The sequence below is a fragment of the Microcoleus sp. T3_D1 genome (assembly GCF_036700405.1).
Classification (GTDB): Bacteria; Cyanobacteriota; Cyanobacteriia; order Cyanobacteriales; family Microcoleaceae; genus Microcoleus.
On the sequence record NZ_JAUBOV010000012.1, the window covers coordinates 93,631 to 120,530 of the forward strand.

Below are 26,900 nucleotides of genomic sequence, written 5' to 3' on the forward strand. Positions count from 1 at the left end.
ATGCTCAACCAAAAAGACAATGTAATTTTAATTGTTGACGATAACCCGAATAACCTCAAACTTCTGTTCGATTTTTTGAAGGAGTCAGGCTTCAAGGTTTTAGTGGCTAAGGATGGGGAAAGTGCTATTGAGAAGTTACAAGAAGTTTCGCCAAATATCATATTGTTAGATGTGATGATGCCGGGGATGGATGGCTTTGAAACCTGCCACCGCTTAAAAGCATCGGTGGCAACGAAAGATATCCCTGTGATTTTTATGACAGCTCTTACGGATCGGGTGGATAAGGTTAAAGGTCTGTCAATGGGGGCAGTAGATTATATCACCAAACCCTTTCAGCAAGAGGAAGTCCTAGCCCGCGTGCAACTACACCTGAGACTGCGAAATTTGACCAAGACGCTGGAAGAGCAAAATGTGCTTCTCAAAGAGGAAATTGAAGCGCGAAAAGAGGCGGAAGCGGCCTTGCAGAAACTCACTTCTGAGTTAGAGGAACGGGTTGCTTCTCAAACGGCTGAACTTAGACAAGCCTACAACGAGCTTCAACAGGCTCAAGTTCAGTTGTTGGAAAGAGAACAAAAATTAGGACATGATGCTTTTCACGACGCGCTAACGGAGTTGCCTAACCGCGCTTGGTTTATGAATCGGCTGCAACAGGCGATCGACTTGTCGTACACACGTGAAGATTATCTATATGCGGTGCTATTTATTGACCTAGATCGCTTTAAAGTGGTGAATGATAGCCTCGGACATTTGGTTGGGGATGAATTACTAAAAAGCGTTGCTCGTCAACTGCAAGCTTCTTTACGCCCCACAGATGCAGTTGCGCGGTTTGGAGGAGATGAATTTGTAATATTGCTGGAAGATATTAAAGATATTGATGAACCAAACAGGGTGGCTGAACGCATCCAAAATCAATTAAGGCAGCCGTTTAATTTGAATGATTATGAAGTATTTACCGATATCAGCATTGGCATTATCGTTAGCACAATGGGTTACGATCGCCCAGAAGACGTGCTCAGAGATGCGGATATCGCAATGTATTATGCTAAAGCTCAAGGCAGAGGGCGTTACGAAGTTTTCGATCCAGCGATGCAAACTGTTGCGATGACGCGCTTGCAGTTGGAAAACGACTTGAGAAGGGCAATGGCGCTACAAGAATTTTGCCTTCACTACCAGCCAATTGTCTCCCTTTCTACCGGGCAACTGAGTGGCTTTGAAGCTTTGGTGCGCTGGCATCACCCATCTGGCATAATCTACCCGCCTGCTGAGTTTATCCCTGTGGCTGAAGAAACTGGTTTGATCAATGAACTGGGGTGGTGGGTTTTGCAGGAAGCTTGTCACCAGATCAGTATTTGGCAGCAACAGTTTCCCCACACACCTCCCTTGGCGATTAATGTCAATCTTTCCCCCGTGCAGCTAAAGCAAGCAAACCTACTCAATCGAATTGAGGAGATTTTGCAGGAGACTGGCTTTCCCAGCTACAGTCTAAAACTAGAGATTACTGAAAGCTGCATTTTGGAAACCGTATCCAGGGAAGAAAAGATGTTGAAGCAGCTAAAAGCTCTAGGCCTTATGTTGTGTATCGACGACTTTGGCACGGGCTACTCTTCTTTAAGCCGCTTACACGAGTTTCCCATTGATACCTTAAAGATTGACCGCTCTTTTGTGAGCCGCATTGGGGCAGACAACAGCGGCGTAGAAATTATCCAGACAATTGTAACGCTGGCTCGCAGCCGAGGTATGGATATTGTGGCAGAAGGCATAGAAACGCCAGCACAGCTACAGAAACTGCGAGAGTTGGGGTGTGAGTTGGGGCAAGGATATTTATTTTCTAAGCCTGTAGACAGCTTCAAGGCAACCGAATTATTAGGCATAAAGGTAGGGCTAGCAAGCTGGCCTGACATCTAGTTTGCCTCGATAAATTTTATGAATCTTTTGTAGGAAAGGCTCAAAATCCTACTCTCATCATCATGCTAACTCAATTCTGCTGGGAATTAATAGTTAGTTTGGGTCGGATTTTTGATATTTTATGAATTAATAAAATTTACCTCATGCCCGAACGTTAATTTTTAGGAATTCCTAACGGGTTTATGCTCAGTAACACAGAATTTTCGATATTTTGATTCACTATTGTCTCGGACGATCGACTTCGAGTCGCACTCTTGCAGTGTATGCTGCCCGTTGGGGGGTGCCGAATGTGGGATTGTGCGGATTTGGTATCAAAAGCTATCTAACGCCACACTCGCCTTAAATTCAACACAAATCCTGGCAATACATCTTCCCCGGATAACTCGGCAGGATTGATTAATATTTCTACTTCTGCTTGCTGTCGATAAATCTCTACCTGCCGGTTTTGCGGGTCAATCAACCACCCCAATCTTGCGCCGTTGTCGATGTATTCCCGCATCTTAGTTTGAAGGGTGGAGAGACTGTCTGATGCCGATCGCAATTCTACTACAAAGTCTGGACACAGAGGAACAAAGCCTTGGCGCTGTTTTGGAGTTAGTGCTTCCCAGCGAGTTCTACTCACCCAGGAAGCGTCGGGAGAACGGCGAGCACCATTGGGGAGGATGAATCCGGTAGAAGAGTCAAAACCTTCTCCTAAATCCTCGTGTGCTTCGCACCAGCGATCAACTTGCCCGCTAATACTGAGATTGCGGCTGCCTGATTCTCCTCCTGTGGGTGGATTCACTATTAATTCTCCTTCTGCTGTTCTCTCTAATCTCAAGTCGGGATTTGCCAATGCTAGGGCCTCGAATTGCTCGCTACTGACAACAATCCCGATCGCGTTTGGCAATTCTATAGATATGGTTTCTGGTTGAGTGATTGTTTGTACCATATTCAATTCCAGTTTTTTTTAGATTGAACTCGGCCACAAAAAAAAGTTAAAGGACTCTTGCACGGGGTGGGGCGGGTTTACGAGATTGTGTGTTTTAGGCAATTATGATCGGTGAACCCGCCCCTACAAAATTTTGACAATCGTGCAATATGTTTGACGCTTTCTACAACTGTCCGAAACCTTTTTTAGGCTTATCTTTTTTCTTTTTCTTCTTCTGCTGGGCACCCATATAGCCACGGGAACCGGGCTGCATTCCGGGGCCGCCCATTCCCGGCATTCCGGGCATTCCGGGCAATCCTCCCATTCCTGTAAAGTTGCCTTGACTCATTTGCTGCATCATTGTACGCATTTTCTGGAAATCGCTCACCAGCTTTGTTACGTCGTTTTCTGCGTAGCCTGCGCCTTTGCCGATGCGGCGGCGGCGGGATGGAGAACTTGCTAAAAGTTCGGGGTTGCGGCGTTCTTCCACTGTCATCGAATTAATCATGGCTTCGGTGCGTTTTAGCTGCACTTCTCCCTGCCGCATTTGTTCGTCTGAAAGTTTGTTCATCCCCGGAATCATTTTCATGATGCCGCCGAGGGAACCCATGTTTTTTAACAGTCTGGTTTGTTTGAGAAAGTCGGTAAAGTCAAACTTTGCCGTGAGCATTTTCTCTTGCATTTTCTCGGCATCGGCGATGTCAAATTCTTCTTGCGCTTTTTCTACTAGCGTCAAGACATCGCCCATGCCGAGTATTCTCGATGCCATGCGATCGGGATAAAATGGTTGCAATGCTTCCACTTTTTCGCCGACGCCCACAAATTTAATCGGCGCGCCGGATATTTGCCGCACTGATAAGGCTGCACCGCCGCGGCTGTCCCCATCTAATTTGGTTAAGATTGCGCCGGTAATGCCGATTTGTTCGTGAAAGGTGCGGGTTAAATTTGCTGCTTCTTGGCCGGTCATGGCATCAACAACTAACAGCGTTTCGTGGGGTTGTACTGTTTGTTTGATGCGGCCCAATTCTGCCATCATGTCTTGGTCGATTTGCAGGCGACCTGCTGTATCGACGATGATGGTATCAATGCCGATTTGTTTGCCGTGTTCGATGCCTTGGCGGGCAATTTCTACGGGGTCAATGTCTTTGCCTAATTCAAATACGGGTACGTCGATTTGTTTGCCGAGGGTTAGCAATTGGTCGATCGCGGCTGGTCGATAAATGTCGGTTGCGACTAGCAGTGCGGTACGATTTTGTTTGCGGAGGTGCAGCGCTAGTTTAGCGGTAGCTGTGGTTTTCCCGGTTCCTTGCAAACCTGCCATCAGGATCACTGTGGGCCCGGAGTCGGCGGTGGCGAGGGGTACGTTGGTTTCCCCCATGACGCGCACGAGTTCGTCGTGGACGATTTTGATGAATTGTTGGTCGGGACGGACGCCTGAAACGACTTCTGCGCCTTGTGCTTTTGCCGCTACCTCTGAGATGAAGTTTTTGACGACTTGGAGGTTGACATCGGCTTCCAGGAGGGCGCGGCGAACTTCTTTGAGCGCGTCTTGGATGTTGGACTCGGAGATTTTATTTTGTCCGCGCAGTTTTTTCCAGGTGGATTCGAGTCGATCGGCAAGGGCTTCAAACATAGGGCATTGTTGGCTAGTCAGTCTTTTTAATTTTAAGGCTAAATGCGGATGTTTGGATGCAAGTTTTGCTGAAACAGTTCGCGATCGCACTCCGACTAAAGAAACCGGGTTTTTTATGAAAAGACGCGTTGCAGCCTACTGATTCGGTAAAAAAGCCGGTTTCTGGCCTCATGCGTAGTTTGTAGTTTGATGTTTTTATTTTTTAACCGCTGATGAACGCGGATTGATGCGCTATGGGTTGAGATGTTTTCAAGTTATATCGTGTCCGGTTAAATAGATATAGTTGCTGTAGGGGCGGGTTCACCAGTATTTCTAATTCACATCCAGGGTATTTATAAACCCGCCCCGGCCCTATGCGTGGGTGGGGGCGGGTTTATTTTACCTATTTGTTTGTTTCAAATATTGTTTGTGAACCCGCCCCTACAGAATTAATTGCAATACGATCGCCGTTTCGATTGTAAAGTCAACTGTCAACTGTTTATTTGATGTTGGTTTTTATGTATTCTGCGATCGCCGGTTGGAGTTGGAAGAGGGTGCGATCGCCCTTTTGGACTTTTTCGATTAATAACCTCCGTCTCAAGGATTCGACGGCTTTGAGGAATTCTGAAGGCGATAATTCCAGAAGGGCGGGCTTTTTGGAGATTTCGACTGCTTTGATTTGATTGGCCAACCAGGACATTACTTGTTTTTCGCTGTCTGACAAGCGCTGAAAATGTTGGTGCAATATATATTCTAAGTCTCCTAAAACTAGGCTATCATAGGATAAAAAATCTGAAACATTGCCGCTAAATAAGTCTTGAATAGCAGCAGCTACTGTATTCAACCACAAGGGATTTCCTCGGTAAATGTCTATCAATTTTGACCAGTTTTCCGATTCAAGTAAACCTTTTTCTGTGAATATTTCTCGCGCTGGTTCGCCTAAACCATTGAGTTGCAATGTTTGACAATTTTTCGGGTGGCTTTCTAATGCGGCAATTTCTCTGGGTTTTTCCCAACTAATCAAAACTATGCAACTGTTGTGACATGATTCTGCTATTTGTTTGAAGAAAGTGCCATAATTTTCATAGCCTTGTTTGTAGTTTCCTGCTAGTTGTTGGCTGCTGAAAATTGTTTGCACATCATCGAGGATGATGAGACAGCGGTGCGATCGCAAATATTGTAGGGGCAATCCCCCCGTGGTTGCCCTTTCTTCGGGGGCGGCGATCGCCCTTTCTTCGGGGGCGGGCACGGGGGCACCGCCCCTACAGAATTGAATTAAGTCGGTTTGGAGTGTTTGGAGGGATGGCGCGTCGCGGAGGCTTCGCCAGATTATACAGTCAAATTCATATTCAATGTGTTGGATTAGTTGCAGGGCGATCGCACTTTTGCCACTTCCGCTTAATCCTAAGATGGTAATGAGACGGGTGCGGTTTTCCACAATCCATTGTTTGAGGGTGGAAAGTTCGGATGTGCGATCGAAAAATGTCGAGATTTCTGGTGCGTCGCCTAAGTCGATGCGGGGCTGTTTTGCTGTTGGTTGGGGGTTTTGGGGTGTTTTGGGCGATCGCACTTTTTCACGACAAACGTTAAGGTTTTTATTAACTGTTACATTCTCACCTGTGATATTTTCAACAATAGTTGATTGATAATTATAAACTATACCCTTCTCTAATACAGCCCTAAAATTTGTTTTAGTAATATCTTTTTTCAATTCTTTAGAAAGTTTTTTCCAAAGTTGTGCTCCGACATTTCTGACATGACTTGGACTTGAGTAAACTTCTTGAGCAATTTGCGTGTAAGTTGTGTCTTGTAAAGTTCCCCGCAGGATAGCTTCTTGCACGTAATCTAAATGCTTTCCCGTCTTAGCAAAAATTAGCTCATCTGCCAGTGTCAAAACTTCGGCAATATCCATAGATTAGGGAGAAGCTGGAGTTTACGCCCTTCATTATACCTGACATTTCGTACAATTGTGACATTTTTGATTTTGTCATCTATCTAAAGTCAGGACTTTTCCTACACAGCTCATCCTTTATATTAATTGATTAAGGTATTAGCAGGATATTTATATGAAGCGAGTGCGGTGGCTCAGTGGTTTGTTCTCGGCTGGGGTGTTGTCTTTTACTCTAGCGACTGTTGGTGCACAAGTGGCACAGGCCCAGCGCCCAATCCATATACTCGACCTGCAATGTCTTGTTACACGGGGTGGAAGGAACCTTAGTCACCCGGGCGGGTTAGCTTATTTGTACAGAGGGCCTACAGACCTTTCCATAGGCAGACAACTACATACCAGTATTATGAGGGTACGCGAGGCCGGTTGGACTTGTAAACTTCCAGGGGGTCGTGCTTCTCTCCGATTGGAGTATGGAGTTGACGATCAAAGTGAAATTTTACCACCCAAAATAGAAGTTTATGTAGATGGAAATCAAGTAGATTCTCAGGTGGGAAAGCCTGGGAGGATCAATACAATGCTGGTAGATATTAGTAATGGTAGAAGTTTATCTCTTGAGATATCTTGTTCCACAGCTAAAAATTGTGGGAACAGGAATTATCACTTTTTCAAATTTCAAATTGAACCGGGGGCATCCTCTCCAGGGAGTCGATAAATTATGAGTATCAGCCGCCGTCAATTTAATCGTATCATTATCTGGGGTGGCGCTTCTTTTGCTGCTTCCGCAACATCGGGCATCTTTTTCCCCAAACCTGCCGAAGCTTATTCCCTAGAATTTCCGATTAGTGCTTTATCAGCCGATCGCGTTTTTAACGGTATTCAAAAATATTGTGGAGCACAGCCCATCCCCGGCGTTCTCTCACCAATCGTACAAGGCAATACTAATGTTAGCAGTAAAATAGAACCAGCGGCCGCTAATGCCATTCGCACCGCAGACAAAGAATTTGTTAACCGCAATTTTACCAGCAAAAGAACCGAATTAGCGGTAACTGGCAGCGGTTCTAATTTTGCATCAGATACCAGTCGGCTGTGGGGGCGGCAAAGACAGGATCAAGTCGGCCCGAATGTTGGTTTTGGCTTCGTACAAAAGTGGGAAGATCAATATAGCGATGCCAAAATTTCCGGGCCGACAATGTGCGCTATTCATAACGCTCAACAAGTCTTAGCCGATCAAAGATTAACACCTCCAGAAATCGCGGCTTCTGTATTGCCAACGCGATCGCGATTGGATGATTGGGGTTCTTGGGGAGGGGATGCGGATGCGTCTGCTGGGAGGAATCCCGGTGCTGTTTTTGCTCAATACGATACAGCCGCCGGTACGGTGACATCTCGCTACGATTTAGTTGAACCGGGGCCGAGAGGTTTTGGGCGTGTTGAGTATACTATTGAAGCGGAAGATCAGCCTCGGCGGGTGATTTTGGTGACGGTGAGGTTTTAGGGGAAAATCAAATTCGGCGGTTGAAACCGCTTCTTGTCAAACGAAGTCCCTCTCGCTTGAGACTGAAGAATCAAGGGGGTATTTAACCCGGATTTGGTATTATACTAACAGTAGCGATCGCCCTTACATTCCAATTTGTCAAAAAGCGCGATCGCCTTTACTCAGGCAAAGTTAAAATAGTTGTAGCCTCAGCCAAAAGTTTACACTTGACTTTGTTGTTTTCCCCCTCAATAAGACAATGAGCGGGATTATCCTGCAAAGGGTCATGCCGGATAATGAAGCCTAAACAACGGGCAGATCCTGCTACCAAAACACCCACTTTAGTAGTGTCAGGATTTCTCGCACGAGCTAAAATTTCCTGGGGAGTTGTTAGCCTCGCCAACTCAACTGAGATGCTGTTATCAGGTTTTCCTCTAACCTGGAAAGCCACTGATTTTACAGTACCATCCTCATAAAGATGTACATTCGGAATCCGACGATAAAGGATATCGTTATCTGCAATTTCTTCTATCACTATCTCATCCTGACTTATTGAATTAATAGCTGAGACAACACATTCAGGACTTCAGATAATGATAGATCGTTTTTCTCCTCAAATTTTCTCTCGCTTCCCTCTCCCTTAATTAGTAGATAGCTGAAACTCATATCAGATTTAATTTCCACTTCTAGATTGCCCTGTGGACTCCGCCATTCCAGTTGTAGGCTACCATTAGCAATTGGTGCTGCATCATAGGGTAAAATTCGATCGCCAACTAAAGGCGCCAGAGAGTATTTGACATGAATGAGCAACTGACAGGCTTTTACAAAAGCAACGGGCGAAACTGCTAATGCACCATAAGAATCCCAGTCAGGTTCTAGTTGGGCAAGTTGCGTTAAGCGCTCTAATATTGGATCTAAGGAAACATCAGTTAATGTTGCTTGATACATGGTTTTTAGAAGGGTCATATTTTCTATTATATCATATATATAGCAATCCTAAATGATTCGTGTAATTCTTGTAGGGGCAAAACCCACGCCCGGTTGCCCCGCCTTGACTGGGGTAGGCACGGGGAGTAGGGGTAGCACTACCCCTACATATTTTTACAAATGATTCAGGATTGCTATATCATAAACTTTATTACCTTTGCAGTTGACCAATCAAATCTAATGCTTTTTGAGCATCGGCGTTCATTCCTTGAGCCCTAAATAAACGAGCAGCTTGCTGCAAATCTGCGATCGCCCCTTGTCTATCTCCCATTCTCACTAACGTAATTCCTCGGTTAGCAAAAGCCTTAGCATAATTGGGATTGAGTTGAATTGCTTGAGTGTAATCAGCTAAGGCAGAGCGATCGTTATTGATGCGAAACAGCGCTAATCCTCTGTTGAAATAAGTGTTGGCGCGACCCGGATTAATTTGCAGCGCTTGATTGAAATCGTCGATCGCTCCTTTTTGATCGCCCAAGTCCGAAAGTGCTAATCCTCGGTTATTGTAAGCCGCTGCAAAGTTTCTATCCAAGCGGATGACTTGAGTATAATCTGCGATCGCCCCCGGTTTGTCTCCCATTGCTGACAAAACCAGCCCCCGATTGTAGTAAGCGTCAACATAACCGGCATTTAGGGCGATCGCCTTGCTATAATCAGCGATACTCTTGGGCATTTGTCTCAAATCGGAATAAGCGAGGGCTCGATAGAAATAAGCTTCCGCGTAATCAGATTGAGTTTGAATTGCTTGGTTAAAATCGGCAACAGCCCCTGACAAATCTCCTTTGTCAAACCGAGTTAAACCCCGAACATAATAAGTCTTAGCATCTTGCGGATTGTTCAGTTTCAGAGGTTCAGTAGCTGTTGGAGAGGTATTAATTAAAAGTGCCGATCGATTTAAACCTGCTTCGGATAATTTAGCTATAAAAGTGTTGATAGGAATCGCTGAATTAAATCCTGTTTTAATATCGGCTAAACCTGTAATAACTTTTCCGTCAATGACAGGATCGTAATCCCGATCGCCCTCTCCATGAACTCCAACTACCCGCCCTTCTCCATCAAATACAGGCCCTCCACTCATTCCCCCTTTCGTGACAGCATTGTAGCGCAAATTATACCCTTGGGGATGACTTGAAATTCTGCTTGTAACGAAGCCCGGCACAAACTCGAAATTGCGCTCTTTTTGGTGCTGGTTTCTGCTAGCCGGAATACCTGGATAGCCAAACACAAAAATTTGTGTAGCAACTGTCGCTTGTTCGGAATCGCCGAAAGTGACAACAGGATAAGAATCTGCACTGTTAAATGTTACAACTGCTAAATCGGGAGCATTCTGGCCTTTCTGTAATAATACACTACGGGTTACTGGATAGTCTTTTCCCCTATGACTGCGAATCGTATAGGTAGCTTTGGTATCATCTACAACATGGTTAGCTGTCAGGACAGTGTAGGTTGTACCTTGTTTAGCAATAATAAATCCTGTACCTAGACCAGTTGTTCCATTAATTTGAACGGTAACAGATTCAGCAAATTTGGCAATTTCTTGGGGAGTTTTTGCGAAAACGGGGGCTTGTGCAAAAACAACTATTCCTACTACCGTTACTGTTCCTGCTAGGATGCTGGTGAGGGAATCAAAGCGCGAATAATCCCTATTCATAGGTGATTGCTGAAGAGTAAGATTTTTTATACTCCGAATAGTATAGATTAAAATAAAATTTCTGAAAACCAGAAACCCTGGATGTTTTCAGATGATTGCGATTTTTATGACATTTCGTACATTTCGTATATTTCCGCCATTGCCGGCATTACTATGCCATATTTTATTTGTATATCTTCTAAGTTAACCAGCTCAAACTGCATCCCGAAACACTTTCAAAGCTTCTTTTTCTTCGGACATTTTCAGGCATATCCCCAGCAATTCTAGATCCAAATCCGGCAACAGCATACTCCGAGAAACCAGATCGTAACCCTCCGAGTTCAGTTGGTAAATCGAAAATACTCCGTCTTCCCAAAATCAAACTTCTCCTACGTTAAATCTGCGGTAGTATTCCAGTTTATTAATAGTTCCGCTAGTAAAAACAACTTCGATCGCCAAATCGGGTGTTTCTCGCTGCCGCCGATCTTCGCCAAAATAGTAAGATAAATCTGGTTCCTTGCTGCTGCCTTTTGCTTCTCCTTGGAGTGTAGCGCTACCCGTCGGTGTAAAACTAATATCTTTTTCTAAAAAGAACTGACCTAACATTCCTGCCATCAGATATTTAATGATTTCATGCTTCGACGAACGTGTCATAATTTCCACATATCCGTCGAGGTAAGACAAGCGAACACTGCGACTGTACTCTAGCAATGAATCCAGAGCTTTGAACTGCTCCCAAGTCATTGATAGCGGCAAAATCAACCGCTGTTCCGGGAGTGCAGTTAATTTGGGGTGAGTGGCAATGGTCATATATACTTTCCCCGATTTTTAATTTCTACTTTTAGATTAGCGTAAAAATATATAAAGGGAGAAATTGGGGACTTCGAGCGCTCTTGTCCCCCCCTTGTTAAGGGGGGTTAGGGGGGATCTGGCCCTAAGCCAAAAACTGGAATTGAGAACCGTTAACTGCAAAAGCAAACGGACTTGCCTGTTCAAATGCCCCAACAAGTTCAAAGCTGTCCGTGTTTAAAACTATCCCCACAATCTGTCCGGTAATTATGTTTTCAATCACCATGTCGTTGATAATTCCGTCGTTATCGTAAGCAATCAAATTGTCGTCTTCAAAGAACAGGTCTAGTTCTGTTAAACCGTCCGTCAAACCAATACGATCGCCCTCGTCAAAGTTAAAATCGGTAACGACATCTGCTCCCTCTATACCAAATGCTTCATCGTTGCTTCTGAGCACGAATATGTCACCACCGAGACCTCCCGTCAGCACGTCCACTCCCCGATCGCCTGCTAAGAAATCGTTGCCCTCATTGCCATCTAAATCGTCGTCTCCTTGCCCTCCCCGCAGGATATCGTTGCCAAATCCTCCAAAAATAACGTCGTTTCCGGCGTCGCCCCTAACTACGTCGTTGCCATCATTTCCATCCAGGAGATCGTTCTCTTTCCCCCCGTAAATTATGTCATTTCCGCCACCACCACCGATAATATCATTGCCGTTATTTCCTAACAGCCGTTCGTTGGAATCCGACGAACCTCCTATAGTATCGTTGCCGTCGAGTCCCCAAACTCCCCAGGGAAAAGACGACAAATTTCCATTCCCTACGTTAATCTCATCGGGTGTAGCGAATGCCAAAAGACGTGGCCCGCCGCCAGCAAATATAGGAAAGCCAGTCACATCACCGATGAGATTGTTAACCGTTAAAGCCATAACTATGTCCTTTCAAAAATCATGTTATCTGTATTATATATGTTAATTCTTGCCTTGCCCAATAGCCAGTTATATGGTAATTTATATCGCAAGTTTATTTGCTAAATTAGTGACCAGCAACCTGTTTGCCAATTGGTAATTACCAATTACCAATTACCAATTACCAATTACCAGGGCTACGCCTCATTCAACCCAAACCTGCTATATATCTCGCCTCTGAGTCAAATAGCATTAGGTTGCTGACACTATCCGCTACTGTCTACCGCTTATAATGGGTGTTACCCGCCAGGTGGTAAACACGTTGATATCACCTATAACGTCGAGACTGAGAGGTTGTTTGTGAATAAAAGTAAAAGTCCCTGGGCCCATCCTCCGAGAAAACACCCAGTTTCCGATACCCACACACAAACTTTACAAACAGGATTTAAGCTCTTTACAAAGCCATAATCGCCGATCGCTGACATTTTTTGGCAAAATCCACTGCTTTCAGGTGTTTTACTCATGTCTACTCCTAAATCGTCTTCCCATCAAAACAACAACAACTCCGTAAAATCACTGCCAGCGACAGATATCGTCCCAACAAAGCAAGACAGTAACAATCTGCCCAGCGAACCAAGTATAGAACAGCTACTGGAAGCTTTGGCGGATCAAGTACCCAGTCAATCTGCTGAAATTGAACCGTTGAAAACGTGGAAACAAGACTTACAGCGACTGTTTCAATTTCTCGGCGATCGCCGCGTTTTAATCGCAGTAATGCAACCGGGAACTTTTGCCCTGCGTTACGCTAACGCAGCATTTTGCCGCTTGGCCGGTTGGGAGGAAACGTCCTTGGCAACTCAATCTACCAGCGGTTTGTTTGCAGAAACCGACATCACTTTGCTGCAACTGTTCGAGGATGGGGACGGCAAAACAGCAGAACAATTGTACCGCCGCCACCTTTTGCACTGGGTATTTAAGCAATATTATCAAATTGACATTGACGGTTTGCGGGTGCTAGACGAACCTGCCACGGCGAGTGTAAAAAACCCCAAACACCGAGAACCCAGATTTATAGAATTTTGGCTGGGTTCGGAACAGTTAAAAATTACTCGAATTGACTCAAAAATAGATGAATTTGCGGATGTTTCTTTAAGATTAATGCCTGTTGCAGAACGGGAAGCTTGGCTGATGCAGCCGAATCAACTGGAGAATTTAGCCGATCGATTGCAGTTGGATAATTATCGCGTAGAAGGCTTGCTGTTGCTAGAAGGTTTTGATGTCACCGTGCAGGAGCAAATTCGGCGGCTGACTCAGTTATTGATCGATCGAGATTCGATGCTGCGGGCTGACAAATTTGAGAGAATCGATCGGTGTTTGCGATCGCTCTTCAATGCTGACGGCACTTTGCTGCTGCGCCCCGACGACGATCGCGTACAGCTATTAGTTGCAAAAGACGGCCAACATTTGCAGCCGATTCTTTATTCAATGGACTCCCTAGAAGCTTCTCACTTTTTGAAGGCCACAGCAGCAAATCAAGTTTGGAACGTGCCAGACTTGCGTAGGGAGTGCGAAACCGAGTGCGATCGAACTTTGCGGAGAATGGGAACTCGATCGATGCTGCTGGTGCCCCTGGTAGTCAAATCCGTCACCCGCGAGGGGTGCGGGCAGCGGATTTTGGGTGTTGTGGGGCTGTTGTGCGATCGGCCAAACCACTTCAACGGCATTGACGCTAAACACGCCCAAGAACTCATTCCCGCCTTCATTGCAGCCCTGCGGCAAGCCATCCAGGAGCGGTTTACCCACATTCACAACATCCACCCCGCAGTCGAGTGGCGGTTCGCCCAAGAAGCAGAAAGGCGAAGTTGGGGACTGCCTCCAGAAACAATCGTATTTGGTGACGTTCATCCGCTGTACGGAATTTCGGACATTCGCGGTTCTAGCGACGAAAGAAACCGAGCCATTCAAACTGATTTGCTCGAACAATTCCGCTTAGGTTTAGTCATAGCTGATGCCGTTTGCGAAACACAAACTACCCACCTCGGCGAGCAACTGCGGCTCGACTTGCTCGACTACATCGAGCATTTAAAAGAAAAAGTAACAGTCGATATGGAGGTGCGAGCCGCCGAATATTTAAACGAGCGTTTAGAAGTATATTTTGACTATTTTGTGCAGTGCGGGCCCAAGGTTCAGGCAGCCGTTGAAGCTTACCAAGCAGCCTGTGAAAATGAACACAACTGCGTTTACAGCGATCGCACCCGCTACGACCAAATGCTGAACTTAATCAGCACCAAACTCCAAGAAACCTGGGCCCGCTGGCAAGAAAAAATGCAGCAAATTTTGCCCCACTACTGCGACATCGAATGCACCGACGGCATCGATCACATGATTTATGTAGGAAAATCGATCGAGCCCAAATTTAGCCAGTTTCACCTGCACAGTTTGCGGTACGAACAACTGCGAGCAATTTGCGATTGCGGCCGCACAGTTTTTCGCCTGCAAGCCGAGTCTCAAATCAACATGGAACTCGCACATTTAGTCTTAGTGCAGAATACCACCATCGACATTTTTCACAACGAAAATACCGAAAAAATGTTTGATGTCAAAGGTACTCGCGACATCCGCTACGAACTTGTCAAAAAGCGGATCGAAAAAGCTGTTGACAAAGACTTACAAGAGCGAATTACCCAGCCCGGAATGTTAACGGTAGTTTATTCAGCGGAAGACGAATGGGAAGAGTACCAACAATACTTGCGCTACTTGTCTCGCGAAGGTTGGGTAGAGCCAAAAGTTCAGACGGGCATGGTAGAATCACTGCAAGGAGTCAGCGGTTTAAAATTCGCCCGCGTGCGTATTTTGCCTGAACCGGAATCTATTTCTACTATCTGTGAAGTTACGGTTGTTACCGATTGAGAACCCGTTCAAATGCCTGTTTGAGGCCCAGTGCGATCGCTCCCATCTCCTGCTGTTTTAGCCCCGGTGCGATCGCTCCCCTCCCCCTGAAAAACGGTGGAGCGAAAGCATTCGGGACTCACACAGAAGACCAATATTACATATAATATGTTGGTTGACACCAACGACCCAGCCCACATTTTCACTTAGTGTAGATTCCGTGTGATTGGAAATCGCCAAATACACGATCGCAATCACACAAAATCCAGATTAAGTAATGTTAATCTAATGAGAATTAGCTCCTGTAATTTCTAACTTAAGTGATGTTAAACTTATCAGCATACCAAATAACTTCTACTCTGCACGAAGGCGTCGAAACAATAGTCTATCGCGGACAAACACCGACAGACGCGCCCCCAGCAATTCTGAAAGTCCTCAAAGCCGAATATCCCACCCTCGAAGCCATTACCCGGCTCAAACACGAATATCAAATCCGCCAAAATTTAGACAGCGAACAAATCGTCAAAGCCATCAGTCTCGAAACCTTCGACCACCGATTAGGAATCGTTTTAGAAGACTTTGGCGGCGAATCCCTCGCAAAACTGCTGGAAAGAGAAACCTTGAGCCTGCAAGCAAATTTACACATCGCCATCCAAATAGTCAAAGCCTTACAATACCTGCATTTTCATCACATTATTCACAAAGACATTAAACCCAGCAACATCATAATTAACTCGCAAACAAAACAAGTAAAACTCACCGACTTCGGCATTGCTACAAAACTCAACAAAGAAAATCCGCAATTTAACAACCCCAACTCAGTCGAAGGCACCTTAGCCTATATGTCACCCGAACAAACCGGGAGAATGAACCGCACCCTCGACTACCGCACCGACTTTTATTCCCTTGGTATCACATTATATGAAATGCTGACAGGCAAATTGCCTTTCTGCAGCAACGACCCCTTAGAAGTAGTTTACAGTCACATCGCAGTTCAACCAATATATCCCCATCAAATCAATTCTGAAATACCTGTCGCCATTTCAGAGATAGTGATGAAATTGATGGCAAAGAATGCCGAAGATAGATATCAAAGTGCGGCCGGATTGTTAGCCGACTTAGAAATTTCTTTGCATCAGTTAGAAACCACAGGACAAATTGCCGACTTCATCCCCGGACGGTTAGATATTCTCAGCCAATTGTTAATCCCCCAAAAATTGTACGGTAGAGAACAACAAGTCAACCAACTATTAGCAGCATTTGAACGTGTAGGGGCGGGTTCACCCAAATCTTTGCCACCCAACCTAAATACAGAAAAACCCGCCCGCCCCAATGCCGAAACTCTTTCAGCCGCATCTTTTCCAACAAACCAAAATACCGAAAATTTCGCCCATTGCCAAAGCGAATTAATGCTAGTATCAGGCTACTCAGGCATCGGTAAATCAGCCGTAGTCAACGAAGTTAGCAAACCCATTACCAGGTCAAAAGGTTACTTCATCAGCGGCAAATTTGACCAATTAAAACGCAACATTCCTTATGCCTCATTAATCCAAGCATTTAACTCCTTGCTGCGGCAATTGCTAACCGAAAGTGCACTTTCATTAGAAATATGGCGCACTAAAATTTTAACAGCAGTGGGAACAGACGGCCAAGTAATTGCCGACGTAATTCCAAAAGTTGAATTAATCATCGGCAAACAGCCAGAAGTCCCAGAACTCGCCCCTGTAGAATCCCAAAATCGATTCAATCGGGTATTCAAAGAATTTATTCGCGTTTTCGCCCAAAAAGAACACCCCCTAGTTATCTTTTTAGACGATTTGCAGTGGGCAGATTCAGCAACATTAAAGTTGATGCAAATACTAATAACTGACCCTGATCAAGAATATTTGTTGCTAATCGGTGCCTATCGAGACAATGAAGTTAGTCCGACTCACCCGTTAATTCAGACTGTAGAAGAAATTGAAAAAACTGGTACAAGAGTCAACAATATCGTGTTGCAACCGCTGGATTTAGCAAATGTGACGGAATTAGTCACTGAAACACTTAACACTTGCACAGAAAAAGTAACAAATCTAGCCGAGTTAATCTGGAATAAAACGGGCGGCAATCCTTTTTTCTTGACTCAATTACTCCAAGCACTTTATCAAGAATCTCTTTTAAAATTTGAATTTAATCACATTACAAATGAGGTAAGTCAAACGGGCTGGTATTGGAGTATTGATGAAATCCAAGCCATTGGAATTACCGATAAAAGTGTGGTGGAACTGGTAGCTTCTCGCATTGAAAAGCTGCCCGCACCCACGCAAGAAGTCTTGAAGCTAGCAGCTTGCGTGGGAGATAAATTTGCTCTAGATGTGCTGTCACTTGTTAGCGAAAAGTCAGCTAATGCTACAGCTACTGAACTTTATTCAGCTTTGCAAGCAGGGTTAATTCTGCCCTTGAGCGATGCTTATCGCATTCCTTTAGTGTTCGATCGAGCCGAATCAATCCATCTCAAGTTAGACACTTCGCGGGTTAGTTACAAAATTTTGCACGATCGCGTTCAGCAAGCCGCATATTCGCTAATTCCAGAAGACCAAAAGCAATCCACCCATTTAAAAATCGGTCAATTACTGTTACACAATACTCCACCAGACAAGCTGGAAGAAAACATCTTTGATATCGTCAATCAATTGAATGTCGGAATTGACACAATTAGCCAACAGTCAGAAAAAACTAAGTTGGCAAAATTAAATTTAACTGCTGGACGCAAGGCAAAAGCGGCTGCTGCGTATGAAGCTGCTGTTAGGTATTTGCGGGTTGCTATGGAATTATTGCCTGCGGAGTCTTGGCAAAGTCACTATGACTTAACGTTAGCAATTTACGAGTCAACGGCAGAAGCTGAATACTTAAACATCAACTATGAAGATTCAAAAAAGATGGTTGATATTGTCCTGCAAAAAGCTAAAACGTTACTGGAAAAAGTGAATGTTTATGAACTTCAAATTCAGTCTTATAACGCTCAAAATAGAGTTGTAGAAGCACTCAATACAGGACTGGAAGTGCTGAAACTGTTAGGCATTTCTTTTCCTCAAAATCCCCACGCGCTAAATATTATGGCGGGACTGAGTAATACTAAACTGAGCTTGGGATTGAAACGAATTGAGGATTTAGCTAACTTGCCAGAAATGATCGATCCCGAAAAACAAGCCGCCATGCGGATTTTATCAGGGATTCTCAGCAGTGCTGTTCCGGTCAAGCCCCAACTGGTACCGCTGCTGGCCTTTAGGATGGTCAAGCTGTGCATTAAATATGGTAATTCTCCTTACGCGAGTATTGCCTACGTTTTTTATGGCGTAGTTATGTACAAGGTAGGGGACATTAGTTCGGCATACCAATTCGGTCAACTGGCAATTAGGCTGTTAGACAAATTTCCCTCCCGTTCAATCAAAAGTAGAGTTTATACACCCTTTGGTTGCTTTATTAACCACTGGAAAGCCTCTGTCAAGTCAGGATTAGGCGCTCTCGAAGAAGGTTTTAAAACTGGGATGGAAACTGGAGAGTTGGAATATGCTGGTTATTCTATAACTGAATATTCCTTCAAAAAACTGTCGATAGGAGAGCCTCTAGATTTGGTGGAGCAGGAGACTGGTAAATATATGAAACTAATGCAGCAATTTCAACTAGAATTTGCTGTACATTATATAAGTATAGCCAGGCAGACAGCCCTCAATTTGCGCGGTCAAGCTGTCGAAGCCTGTCATTTAGTCGGTGAGAGATTTAATGAAGTTAAAACGCTCCCCATTTTAATAGAATGTAAAAACTTTTTTTTAGTTGCTTTGGTTTATAATTCCAAAACTCAGCTTAATTTTATATTCAGAAACTACGCCCAAGCATTAGAAAATTCAAGGTTATTTGAGAAACATGAGGAGTCTGTAGCCGGATTTTATGTGGTTGCTCTGCATAATTTTTACTCTTCTCTCAGTATCCTCGCTTTGTATCCAGCAACTGGCAAAGGGGAACAAAAGGAATATTTGGAAAAAGTGCTGCAAAACCAAAAGAAGATGAAAAAATGGGCAGTTCATGCTCCGATGAATTATCAACACAAATACGACTTGGTAGCAGCGGAAACAGCGCGAGTTTTGGGGCAAAATACCGAAGCAATGGAATTGTACGATCGCGCGATTGCCGGAGCTCAAAAAAATAAATACATTCAAGAGGAAGCATTAGCCTATGAATTAGCAGGAGAATTTTATCAAGCTTTGGGTAAAGAGATAGTTTCTCAAGCATATCTGACTAAAGCCTATTATGGATATATCCATTGGGGAGCCATCGCTAAAGTTAAACACTTAGAATCAACACATCCTTTCTTAGCAGCACAGACGCGCACAATTCAAACCCCAACCCTCGATGTCACCCGCACTGCCACGGGAAATACCACCAGTAGTAGTTTAGGCGATTTATTAGACTTAGCTACTTTTATTAAGTCGGCGCAAGCGATTAACGGTGAAATTGTTATAGAAAAATTGTTGACCAAATTAATCAAAATAATTTTAGAAAATGCGGCGGCTCAAAAAGTAGTGCTGCTGCTGCTGAAAAACGATATTCTCTGCATAGAAGCTACTGGCTGTTTTGCGGAGGATAAAGTGACACTTTTACCGTCTATTCCCGTAGAAAATTGTCAAGATGTTCCCCTGTCTGTGATTAATTACGTACACCGCCGTCAAAAGCATCTGGTTTTAGACAATGCTACTGTTGCCGAAGCTTTTAATGTAGATACCTACATTCAGAAATATCAACCAAAATCAATTCTCTGTTTGCCAATTATTTATCAATCTCAGCGGCGCGGAATAATTTATTTAGAAAATGCTTTGACAGTAGGAGCTTTTACTGCAGAGAGAGTAGAAGTATTCAAAGTGTTAATTTCTCAAGTTGCTATTGCTGTAGAAAATGCGGGTTTGTACGCGCGGGAGCAAGAAAAATCTCAACAGTTAGAAAAATCTTTCAATGAATTGCAACAGGCGCAACTGCAGCTCATTCAAAGCGAAAAAATGTCTGCTCTCGGCAACTTGATTGCAGGGGTTGCTCACGAAATTAACAATCCGCTGGGTTTTATTGCGGGCAATCTTGATGCTGCTGCTGAGGCTAGCTTAGATTTGATTGATTGCTTACAACTTTACCAAGAAAAATTTCCTAATCCTGGAGATGAATTACAGGATAAAGCATCGGAAATTGATTTAGAATATTTGATTGAAGATTTGCCGAAAATGCTTTTATCTATGAAATCAGGTACAGAGCGCATCCGCAATATTAGCAAGTCTTTGCGGACTTTTTCCCGCGCTGACAGTGCGAATAAAGTCTCAGCAAATATTCATGAGGGCATCGACAGCACTTTGATGATTTTACAGTATCGTCTGAAAGCTAAAGATACTCGCCCCGCAATTAAAATTATTAAAGAATACGGAGATATCCCGCCAGTTAAATGTTATTTTGGGCAACTGAATCAGGTATTTATGAATTTGCTGGCAAATGCGATCGAGTGTTTTGACGAATTCAATCAGGGCCGCACTTACGCTGAAATTGAAGCTTTACCGAATACGATCGCCATTATCACTCATCTCTCGGAGGATAACAACAGCGTGGTGATTAAAATCAAAGATAACGGTAAAGGGATGTCATCGGAGATCAAGTCGAAAATATTTGACCATTTATTTACTACCAAAGGAGTAGGGAAAGGTACAGGTTTGGGGTTGTCTATCAGCAGGCAAATTGTGGAAGAAACCCACGGCGGTAAACTAACTTGCGAATCGGTGCTGGGAGAAGGTTCCGAATTTGCGATCGCCCTTCCCCTGAATTAAGATTATGGGAATAGGGCGTGTTTTAAAACCCGGAGATCCCCCCTAACCCCCCTTAATAAGGGGGGGACAAGAGGAAAGCAAGAAAATATGCCCTCGGCGGTTGAAACCGCGTCTACACGAACGAAGTCTGCCTCCGCAGACTAAGAGGGAGTAACACAAAATTTAAAATTTGTCAAGACCTAATTATTTCGGAAAAAGTCCGCTGTTGGCAGTCTACATTCGGCAGTATGCAGTTACATTATTAGCTAAATGTAATAACTATATTTGATAGGAGTTTTTCGCGTGAACGCTGCCGAACAAGCCAAAAATATAGAAGTTGCCAGCAAAATTGCTGCGGTTGTTAATTTATTCAAGTCGGAATTCCCGGATACAAAAGTCGATTTGAAACCTTGGATGAATGACCAGGATACCAGAGAACTTGTAGATCCAGATTCGATCGACATTGGCTTCCATTTTCCCGGTAGAAGCCGCTTGCTGCAAAGCCGCAGCATCTTGATTCAAATCCGATTTTACCAAGATCCGGTGGAAGGATATCGGCGGGCGATCGGGGTTGAGGCAGCCGGTTACGATCATACTGGTCAGCAGTGGCGCTTTTCCACGGTGGAAAATTGGAGTTTTTTCGGTCAAACTGAACCCGCTGCGGAGTCTGGCCAAAAACTCAAACACTTTTGCCAGGAGATTTTTGTTTTGTTTAATCAGTCACTCGGCGATTGAAATCGGGCAACCACGGGGGGATTGCCCCTACGGAAACGAAGGTGGATTTGATGTTAGTTCTGATTGTCGCAATTGTCGATCGACTTACAGCCAACTGGATAAACAGATTTGTAAGTAGTCGATCGCTTGCCAAACAAAGTATAGCGGTTATCGCGGACTTGTTCGTACACGCGATCGCCCATCCACTTCATCCCCGGCATGGCGCGGTAAGCAGCCACAAACACCTCGCCAGCAGGCAATATCCGTCCGATTTCCTCCGCCGCATCGCTGCCCTGCCAGCGGCGTTCCGGAGTGTTACCATCTATCAAAATCATCCCCATTTCGCAGTCTTCAGACGTAATCCCAAAGCGATTTAATTGCTCTAAATCTTGCATGGAAATATACTCAAAATTCTTGCCTTGGTCTAAGGTTTCTAGTAACTGTACCAAGGTAACGCAGAGATTGCAATTGCCGTCATAAATTACGCTATATTTCATTAGTTGACTGTTGACTGTTGACTGTTGACTGTTGACTGTTGACTGTTGACTGTTGACTGTTGACTGTTAATTAATGACAACTGCCAACTGCCAACTGACTCCTGACTACTGACTACTGACTACTGACTACTGACTACTGACTATTCCCCACAGGAATCTCGATCGCAAATTCCGTGCCTTGACCCGGTGCAGAATCGCACTTAAGCAGCCCGCCGTGTTTTTCCACCACAATTTGATAGCTGATAGACAGCCCCAAACCAGTACCTTTACCAGGCTCTTTCGTAGTAAAAAACGGATCGAACAGCCTTTCCTGAACATCTATCGGAATCCCCGGCCCGTTGTCAGCAATCCGAATCACAATATGAGAAGGATGCGGCATTGAATCATCAGAAACAGCAGAATCTGCTTGCATCAAAGCATCCTGTTCATATTTTACATCCGTACAAATCCGCAGCGTCGGCGAAGGACAATAAGGAATAGGCGCCAGTTCCCCCTCCGCCCACTGTCCAGTCTCCATTGCCTCTTCCAAAGCATCAATTGCATTGCCGATAATATTCATAAAAACCTGATTCAACTGTCCTGCATAACACTGTACGCGGGGCAAATTCCCGAACTCTTTGATCAGCACAATTTTAGGATGCCCTGCCGTTTCTTTGAACCTGTGCTGCAAAATCAACAAAGTGCTTTCAATCCCTTCGTGAATATCCACCTGCTTTTGTTCGGCTTCGTCTAATCGCGAAAAATTCTTTAGTGACAGCACAATTTGGCGAATTCGCTCGGCTCCCATTTTCATCGAATTTAACAGCTTCGGCAAATCTCTGAGCAGAAAATTCAAATCGATATCATTTATCTCTTGTTGAATAATCGGTGTTGGGTGCGGGTATTCCTGCTGGTAAAGTTGCAGCATTTTTAGCAAGTCTTGAAAGTAATCGTCAGCGTGCATGACGTTGCCGTAAATAAAGCTAACTGGATTGTTGATTTCGTGAGCAACCCCAGCGACTAATTGGCCCAAACTTACCATTTTTTCATTTTGAACCATCATGCTTTGAGTTTTATGCACGTCCCGCAGGGCTTTGGCCAATTCTTCATTTTTAGTCCTCAATTGACTTTCGGAAAGCCTCACCGCTTCTTCTGCGTGTTTGCGATCGGTAATATCTTTGCGAATTGCTACATATTGATGGGGTTCTCCGCTGGTATTTAAGAAAGGTACAATGGTAGTATCCAACCAAAATAATGTCCCGTCTTTAGCTTGATTTTTCATTTCTCCCCGCCAAACCTTTCCCTGGCGGATGGTTGACCAAAGCTGCTTGAAAAAATCGGCTGAGTGATAGCCAGAATTGACAGTTCTGTGGGTTTGGCCGAGCAGTTCTTCTCGGGAGTATTTAAAGAGTTCGCAAAATTGCTCGTTGACATAGGTAATGGCTCCGAATTCGTCGGTATTCGAGACAATTGCCGATTGATCCAAAGCAAATTTTTCAAATTCCAACTCTTGGAGAGTTTGGCGCAATTCTGCTTCTGCTTGTTTGCGATCGCTAATATCGGTAATCATCCGCAACACGCCGGAAAATTCGCCATCACCGTCGAACATCGGCGTCGCCGACACGATCGCCCACAAGTGAGATCCGTCTTTACGAGTAAACTTAAAATCGTGGCGTTCGCGAATGCCTTGCCGCCGGCGCTGGACGTAACTTTCTGCTATTTTCCTAGACTCGCAGTCGATAAACTCAAATAGCGATCGCCCCAGCATTTCCTCCACAGTATACCCCAGCATTTCGGCCATCCGAGAGTTAGCAAAAGTCGTGATACTTTCGCTGTCAAACATCCAAACGCCCTCCGAAGCCGTCTCGACAATGCAGCGGTAATAATTCTCCCTCTCCCTGACTGTTGCCTCTGCTTGCTTGCGATCCGTAATATCAGTTTGCACCGCAATAAAACCTTCGAGTTCCCCCTTTTCTTGATAAATTGGGGCAATCGAAAGCGCCACCCAATAACCCCTTCCATCCTTTTTGTAATTGTAAATTTCCTGATTAAACGGCACGCCTGCAGCCAAAGCCGATCGCAGTTGAGCAATAGTTAGCGGGTCTGTTTCAGGGCCTTGCAGTACATCACCCGGTTTTTTTCCCTGTATTTCTGCCAGCACATAACCGCTAATCCGAGTAAATCCTTCATTCACCCATTCAATGCAGCCTTGAGCATCAGTAATAATCACACCATTTTGCGTTTTTTGAGCCACAATGGCCAAGCGCGACAATTCTGTTTCAGTTTTTTTGCTTTCCGTAATATCTTCAGCAATACCCAGAATGTACTTAGGCGCGCCCGAATCGTCAAACAAAGGAACTTTTTTCGTGTGCAAAATCCGCTTTCCTCGGTGCGGAAGTTCGATAGTTTGTTCGGGCAAATCGACGCCTTTTCTCGTTGCCAGCACTTCTAAATCTTGTGCTTGCAAGTAATTGGCACGATCTGACTCGAACAAGTCAGCAGCATTGTTTAAGAGCACTTCATCCCTGGAATAGCCAAACAATTCTTCGCTAGCAGTATTCCAATAAATAAAATTTTGCTTTACAGCATCTTTAATAAAGACGCTAATCGGCAGATTTTGCAGTACCGCATTCAGAAAATCTTGAGTGTTTCGCAGGTCTTCCTCAGCTCGCTTTCTTTCAGTAATATCCAAAATTACTCCGTCGAGATAAACAACCCGACACAGAGAATTTGCGATCGGCGAAACCGGCGAAACCGACGAAACCGGCGAAACCACAGCCGACAAAAAGTCCTCAATTTGCCCTTGTCCCTCTTGTCTTCCTCTCGCCTCGTCCGCCTCGCAGCAAATAGCTTTGCCTTTTTCGTAAACCCAGCTAATTTCGCCGTCAGCCCGGACAATGCGGTATTCAAGGATGTACGGAGTTCTAGTTGCTACACTTTTTTTGACAACAGCATCCACATTTTTGCGGTCTTGAGGATGGATAATGCTTGCCAAGGAACGGACGCGATCGTTGATAAAATCAGAAGATGGATAGCCTGATATTTCTTGAACCGCCTCGCTCAAAAACGCCATTGTCCGTGTGAATTCCCCGGCGTCCGTATACTCACAGGTACAGCGGTAGACAGCACCGGGAATATTAGCTACTAAATTTTTATATTTTTCTTCGCTTTTTAACAAAGATGAGCCGTCTTCGTTATTGTGATCGCCGTTCTTAAATTTAGAAGAATTCGAGGAAATTTGCATGATTTTTTCACTTGTGAGTGCGGGGGCAAGTGTTAGAGTAGATGATCCTATAAAAAGTGAATTAAATTTGCGAAATAATTCGTTATAAACTAATATAGTACAAAATTAGTTCTGCGAACATTCAGAAAATTTGAGGGCGGGTAATAGGTAAAGCTAATCAAGGCTATAGATATAGAAAACAGTTCGGAAACGCATTATCTAACGGATTGAACGCATTTAACGTATGTATGTTGAGGTTCGAGGGAAACAGGGAAGATTTTCCCCTTTCTCGTTTTCCCACTCCCCCTCTCTCCCCATCTCTCCCTCTGCCACTCCCCCACTCCCTCACTCTCGTTACAATAAGATAAGTTGCCTTGTTACCGATCGCCCCTCAAACAAAACACCATGACTCAACAACAACCCCGGATTTGCATTCTCGGCGGAGGCTTCGGCGGACTCTACACAGCCCTGCGCTTGAGTCAGTTACCCTTCTCCAAAACCGAAAAACCCGAAATAGTCCTAGTTGACCGCCGCGATCGATTTTTGTTCGTTCCCCTGCTGTACGAACTCCTGACCGGCGAACTCCAAACCTGGGAAATTGCCCCGCCGTTTGCCGAACTCTTGGAAAACACAGGCGTGCGCTTTTGTCAAGGTACTGTCTCCGGCATCGATGTGGAGGAAAAGCGAGTGCAGTTGCGCGACGGGCCAGAAATTCCGTGCGATCGCCTTGTTTTAGCTTTAGGCGGCGAAACCCCCCTAGATATGGTCAAAGGGGCCGTTGAATACGCTTACTCGTTCCGCACTCTCGACGACGCCTACCGCTTAGAAGAAAGACTGCGGTTTTTAGAAGCCAGCAACACCGACAAAATTCGGGTTGCGATCGTCGGCGCCGGTTATGCCGGAGTAGAATTAGCTTGTAAATTAGCCGATCGACTCGGAGAAAAAGGTCGCGTGCGGTTAGTCGAGCAAGGGAACACGATTCTGCGGACATCACCGGAGTTTAACCGCGAAGCCGCCACCCAAGCTTTAGAAAAACGGAAAGTGTGGATCGACTTAGAGACAGAAGTAGAGGCGATCGAAGCAGACACAATATCCTTACTTTACAAAGGACAATTAGATGTTCTCCCCGTAGACATAGTGCTGTGGACAGTAGGAACTCAAGTTAGTCAAGCAGTGCGATCGCTACCCCTCAAACAAAACCAGCGCGGTCAATTAATCGTCAATCCGCAGATGCAAATTATCGACCATCCAGATATATTTGCCTTGGGAGACTTAGCTGAATGTTACGATGCAAATGGTCAAAAAGTCCCCGGAACAGCCCAAACAGCCTTCCAGCAAGCTGACTACACCGCATGGAACATTTGGGCATCCCTCACCGACCGCCCATTACTTCCTTTCCGCTATCAGCCGCTAGGAGAAATGATGACATTAGGAATTGACAACGCCACCCTAGCCGGTTTAGGAATTAAACTCGACGGACAACTAGCCCACATTGCTCGTCGCCTAGCCTATCTCTATCGGATGCCAACATTCGATCATCAGCTAAAAGTTGGTTTCAATTGGATTAGCAAGCCGATTCAGGAGTTGCTTAAAAGCTAGTTAAGTTGGGAGCATCTCAGTTTTGTAAAAAGCATTTTTTTTATTGTAGTGCGAGCGTCCCCGCTCGCGTATTGTACAATA

Annotated in this window: 16 protein-coding genes; 6 read left to right on the forward strand and 10 right to left on the reverse strand. The window is 44.7% G+C overall.

The genetic code is table 11. The features are described from left to right. Window positions 1-1,905, forward strand: a complete 1,905-nt coding sequence (locus tag QT992_RS08445) for an EAL domain-containing protein (protein WP_333376815.1) — start codon at window positions 1-3, stop codon at window positions 1,903-1,905. A gap of 322 nt (window positions 1,906-2,227) precedes the next feature. Here the strand turns inward: QT992_RS08445 and QT992_RS08450 are convergent, their stop codons facing one another. From QT992_RS08450 to QT992_RS08460, 3 genes are all read right to left on the reverse strand, one after another. Beyond that, window positions 2,228-2,836 (reverse strand): Uma2 family endonuclease, encoded by a 609-nt coding sequence (locus QT992_RS08450; protein WP_333376817.1) that lies wholly within the window; start codon window positions 2,834-2,836, stop codon window positions 2,228-2,230. 163 nt (window positions 2,837-2,999) lie between these two features. Beyond that, window positions 3,000-4,448: a signal recognition particle protein gene (gene ffh / locus QT992_RS08455; RefSeq protein WP_333166674.1), complete on the reverse strand. Its 1,449-nt coding sequence runs from the start codon at window positions 4,446-4,448 to the stop codon at window positions 3,000-3,002. 478 nt (window positions 4,449-4,926) lie between these two features. Next, a complete protein-coding gene (locus QT992_RS08460) occupies window positions 4,927-6,339 on the reverse strand; it encodes an NB-ARC domain-containing protein (RefSeq protein WP_333376819.1) in 1,413 nt (470 codons plus the stop codon). Between the two features lie 694 nt (window positions 6,340-7,033). Between QT992_RS08460 and QT992_RS08465 the strand changes: the two genes are divergently transcribed. Next, window positions 7,034-7,813 (forward strand): Tat pathway signal protein, encoded by a 780-nt coding sequence (locus tag QT992_RS08465; protein WP_333376820.1) that lies wholly within the window; start codon window positions 7,034-7,036, stop codon window positions 7,811-7,813. Between the two features lie 157 nt (window positions 7,814-7,970). On the opposite strand, the gene QT992_RS08470 is transcribed toward QT992_RS08465, so the two are convergent. From QT992_RS08470 to QT992_RS08490, 5 genes are all read right to left on the reverse strand, one after another. After that, window positions 7,971-8,327, reverse strand: a complete 357-nt coding sequence (locus QT992_RS08470) for a hypothetical protein (RefSeq protein WP_333316219.1) — start codon at window positions 8,325-8,327, stop codon at window positions 7,971-7,973. A 14-nt stretch (window positions 8,328-8,341) separates the two neighbouring features. Continuing rightward, entirely contained in the window at window positions 8,342-8,758 is a 417-nt protein-coding gene (locus tag QT992_RS08475) for a hypothetical protein (RefSeq protein WP_333316221.1), read from the reverse strand. Window positions 8,759-8,930: 172 nt separating this feature from the next. After that, the gene (locus QT992_RS08480; protein ID WP_333316223.1) at window positions 8,931-10,427 is read right to left on the reverse strand and encodes a tetratricopeptide repeat-containing serine protease family protein; all 1,497 of its coding nucleotides are present in this window, start codon (window positions 10,425-10,427) and stop codon (window positions 8,931-8,933) included. A gap of 357 nt (window positions 10,428-10,784) precedes the next feature. Next, window positions 10,785-11,216 (reverse strand): Uma2 family endonuclease, encoded by a 432-nt coding sequence (locus tag QT992_RS08485; protein ID WP_333316225.1) that lies wholly within the window; start codon window positions 11,214-11,216, stop codon window positions 10,785-10,787. A gap of 124 nt (window positions 11,217-11,340) precedes the next feature. Then, on the reverse strand, window positions 11,341-12,123 hold the full coding sequence (locus QT992_RS08490; protein ID WP_333316227.1) for a calcium-binding protein: 783 nt from the start codon (window positions 12,121-12,123) through the stop codon (window positions 11,341-11,343). Window positions 12,124-12,624: 501 nt separating this feature from the next. Between QT992_RS08490 and QT992_RS08495 the strand changes: the two genes are divergently transcribed. The 3 genes from QT992_RS08495 (at window position 12,625) to QT992_RS08505 (ending at window position 21,542) form a co-directional block, all read left to right on the forward strand. Continuing rightward, window positions 12,625-15,012, forward strand: a complete 2,388-nt coding sequence (locus QT992_RS08495) for a GAF domain-containing protein (protein WP_333337985.1) — start codon at window positions 12,625-12,627, stop codon at window positions 15,010-15,012. Window positions 15,013-15,314: 302 nt separating this feature from the next. Then, window positions 15,315-20,828 (forward strand): AAA family ATPase, encoded by a 5,514-nt coding sequence (locus QT992_RS08500; protein ID WP_333376821.1) that lies wholly within the window; start codon window positions 15,315-15,317, stop codon window positions 20,826-20,828. 282 nt (window positions 20,829-21,110) lie between these two features. Beyond that, complete coding sequence (locus QT992_RS08505) at window positions 21,111-21,542, forward strand: hypothetical protein (protein ID WP_333376822.1); 432 nt, start codon at window positions 21,111-21,113, stop codon at window positions 21,540-21,542. A gap of 53 nt (window positions 21,543-21,595) precedes the next feature. On the opposite strand, the gene QT992_RS08510 is transcribed toward QT992_RS08505, so the two are convergent. Together QT992_RS08510 and QT992_RS08515 are read right to left on the reverse strand one after the other, a co-directional pair. After that, window positions 21,596-22,018, reverse strand: coding sequence for a DCC1-like thiol-disulfide oxidoreductase family protein (locus QT992_RS08510; RefSeq protein WP_333376823.1), 423 nt, complete (start codon window positions 22,016-22,018; stop codon window positions 21,596-21,598). Between the two features lie 133 nt (window positions 22,019-22,151). Then, a complete protein-coding gene (locus QT992_RS08515) occupies window positions 22,152-25,241 on the reverse strand; it encodes a PAS domain S-box protein (protein ID WP_333337978.1) in 3,090 nt (1,029 codons plus the stop codon). Window positions 25,242-25,625: 384 nt separating this feature from the next. Here QT992_RS08515 and QT992_RS08520 point away from each other — a divergent pair, with 384 nt between their 5' ends. After that, complete coding sequence (locus tag QT992_RS08520; protein WP_333316238.1) at window positions 25,626-26,819, forward strand: NAD(P)/FAD-dependent oxidoreductase; 1,194 nt, start codon at window positions 25,626-25,628, stop codon at window positions 26,817-26,819. Window positions 26,820-26,900: the final 81 nt, after the last annotated feature.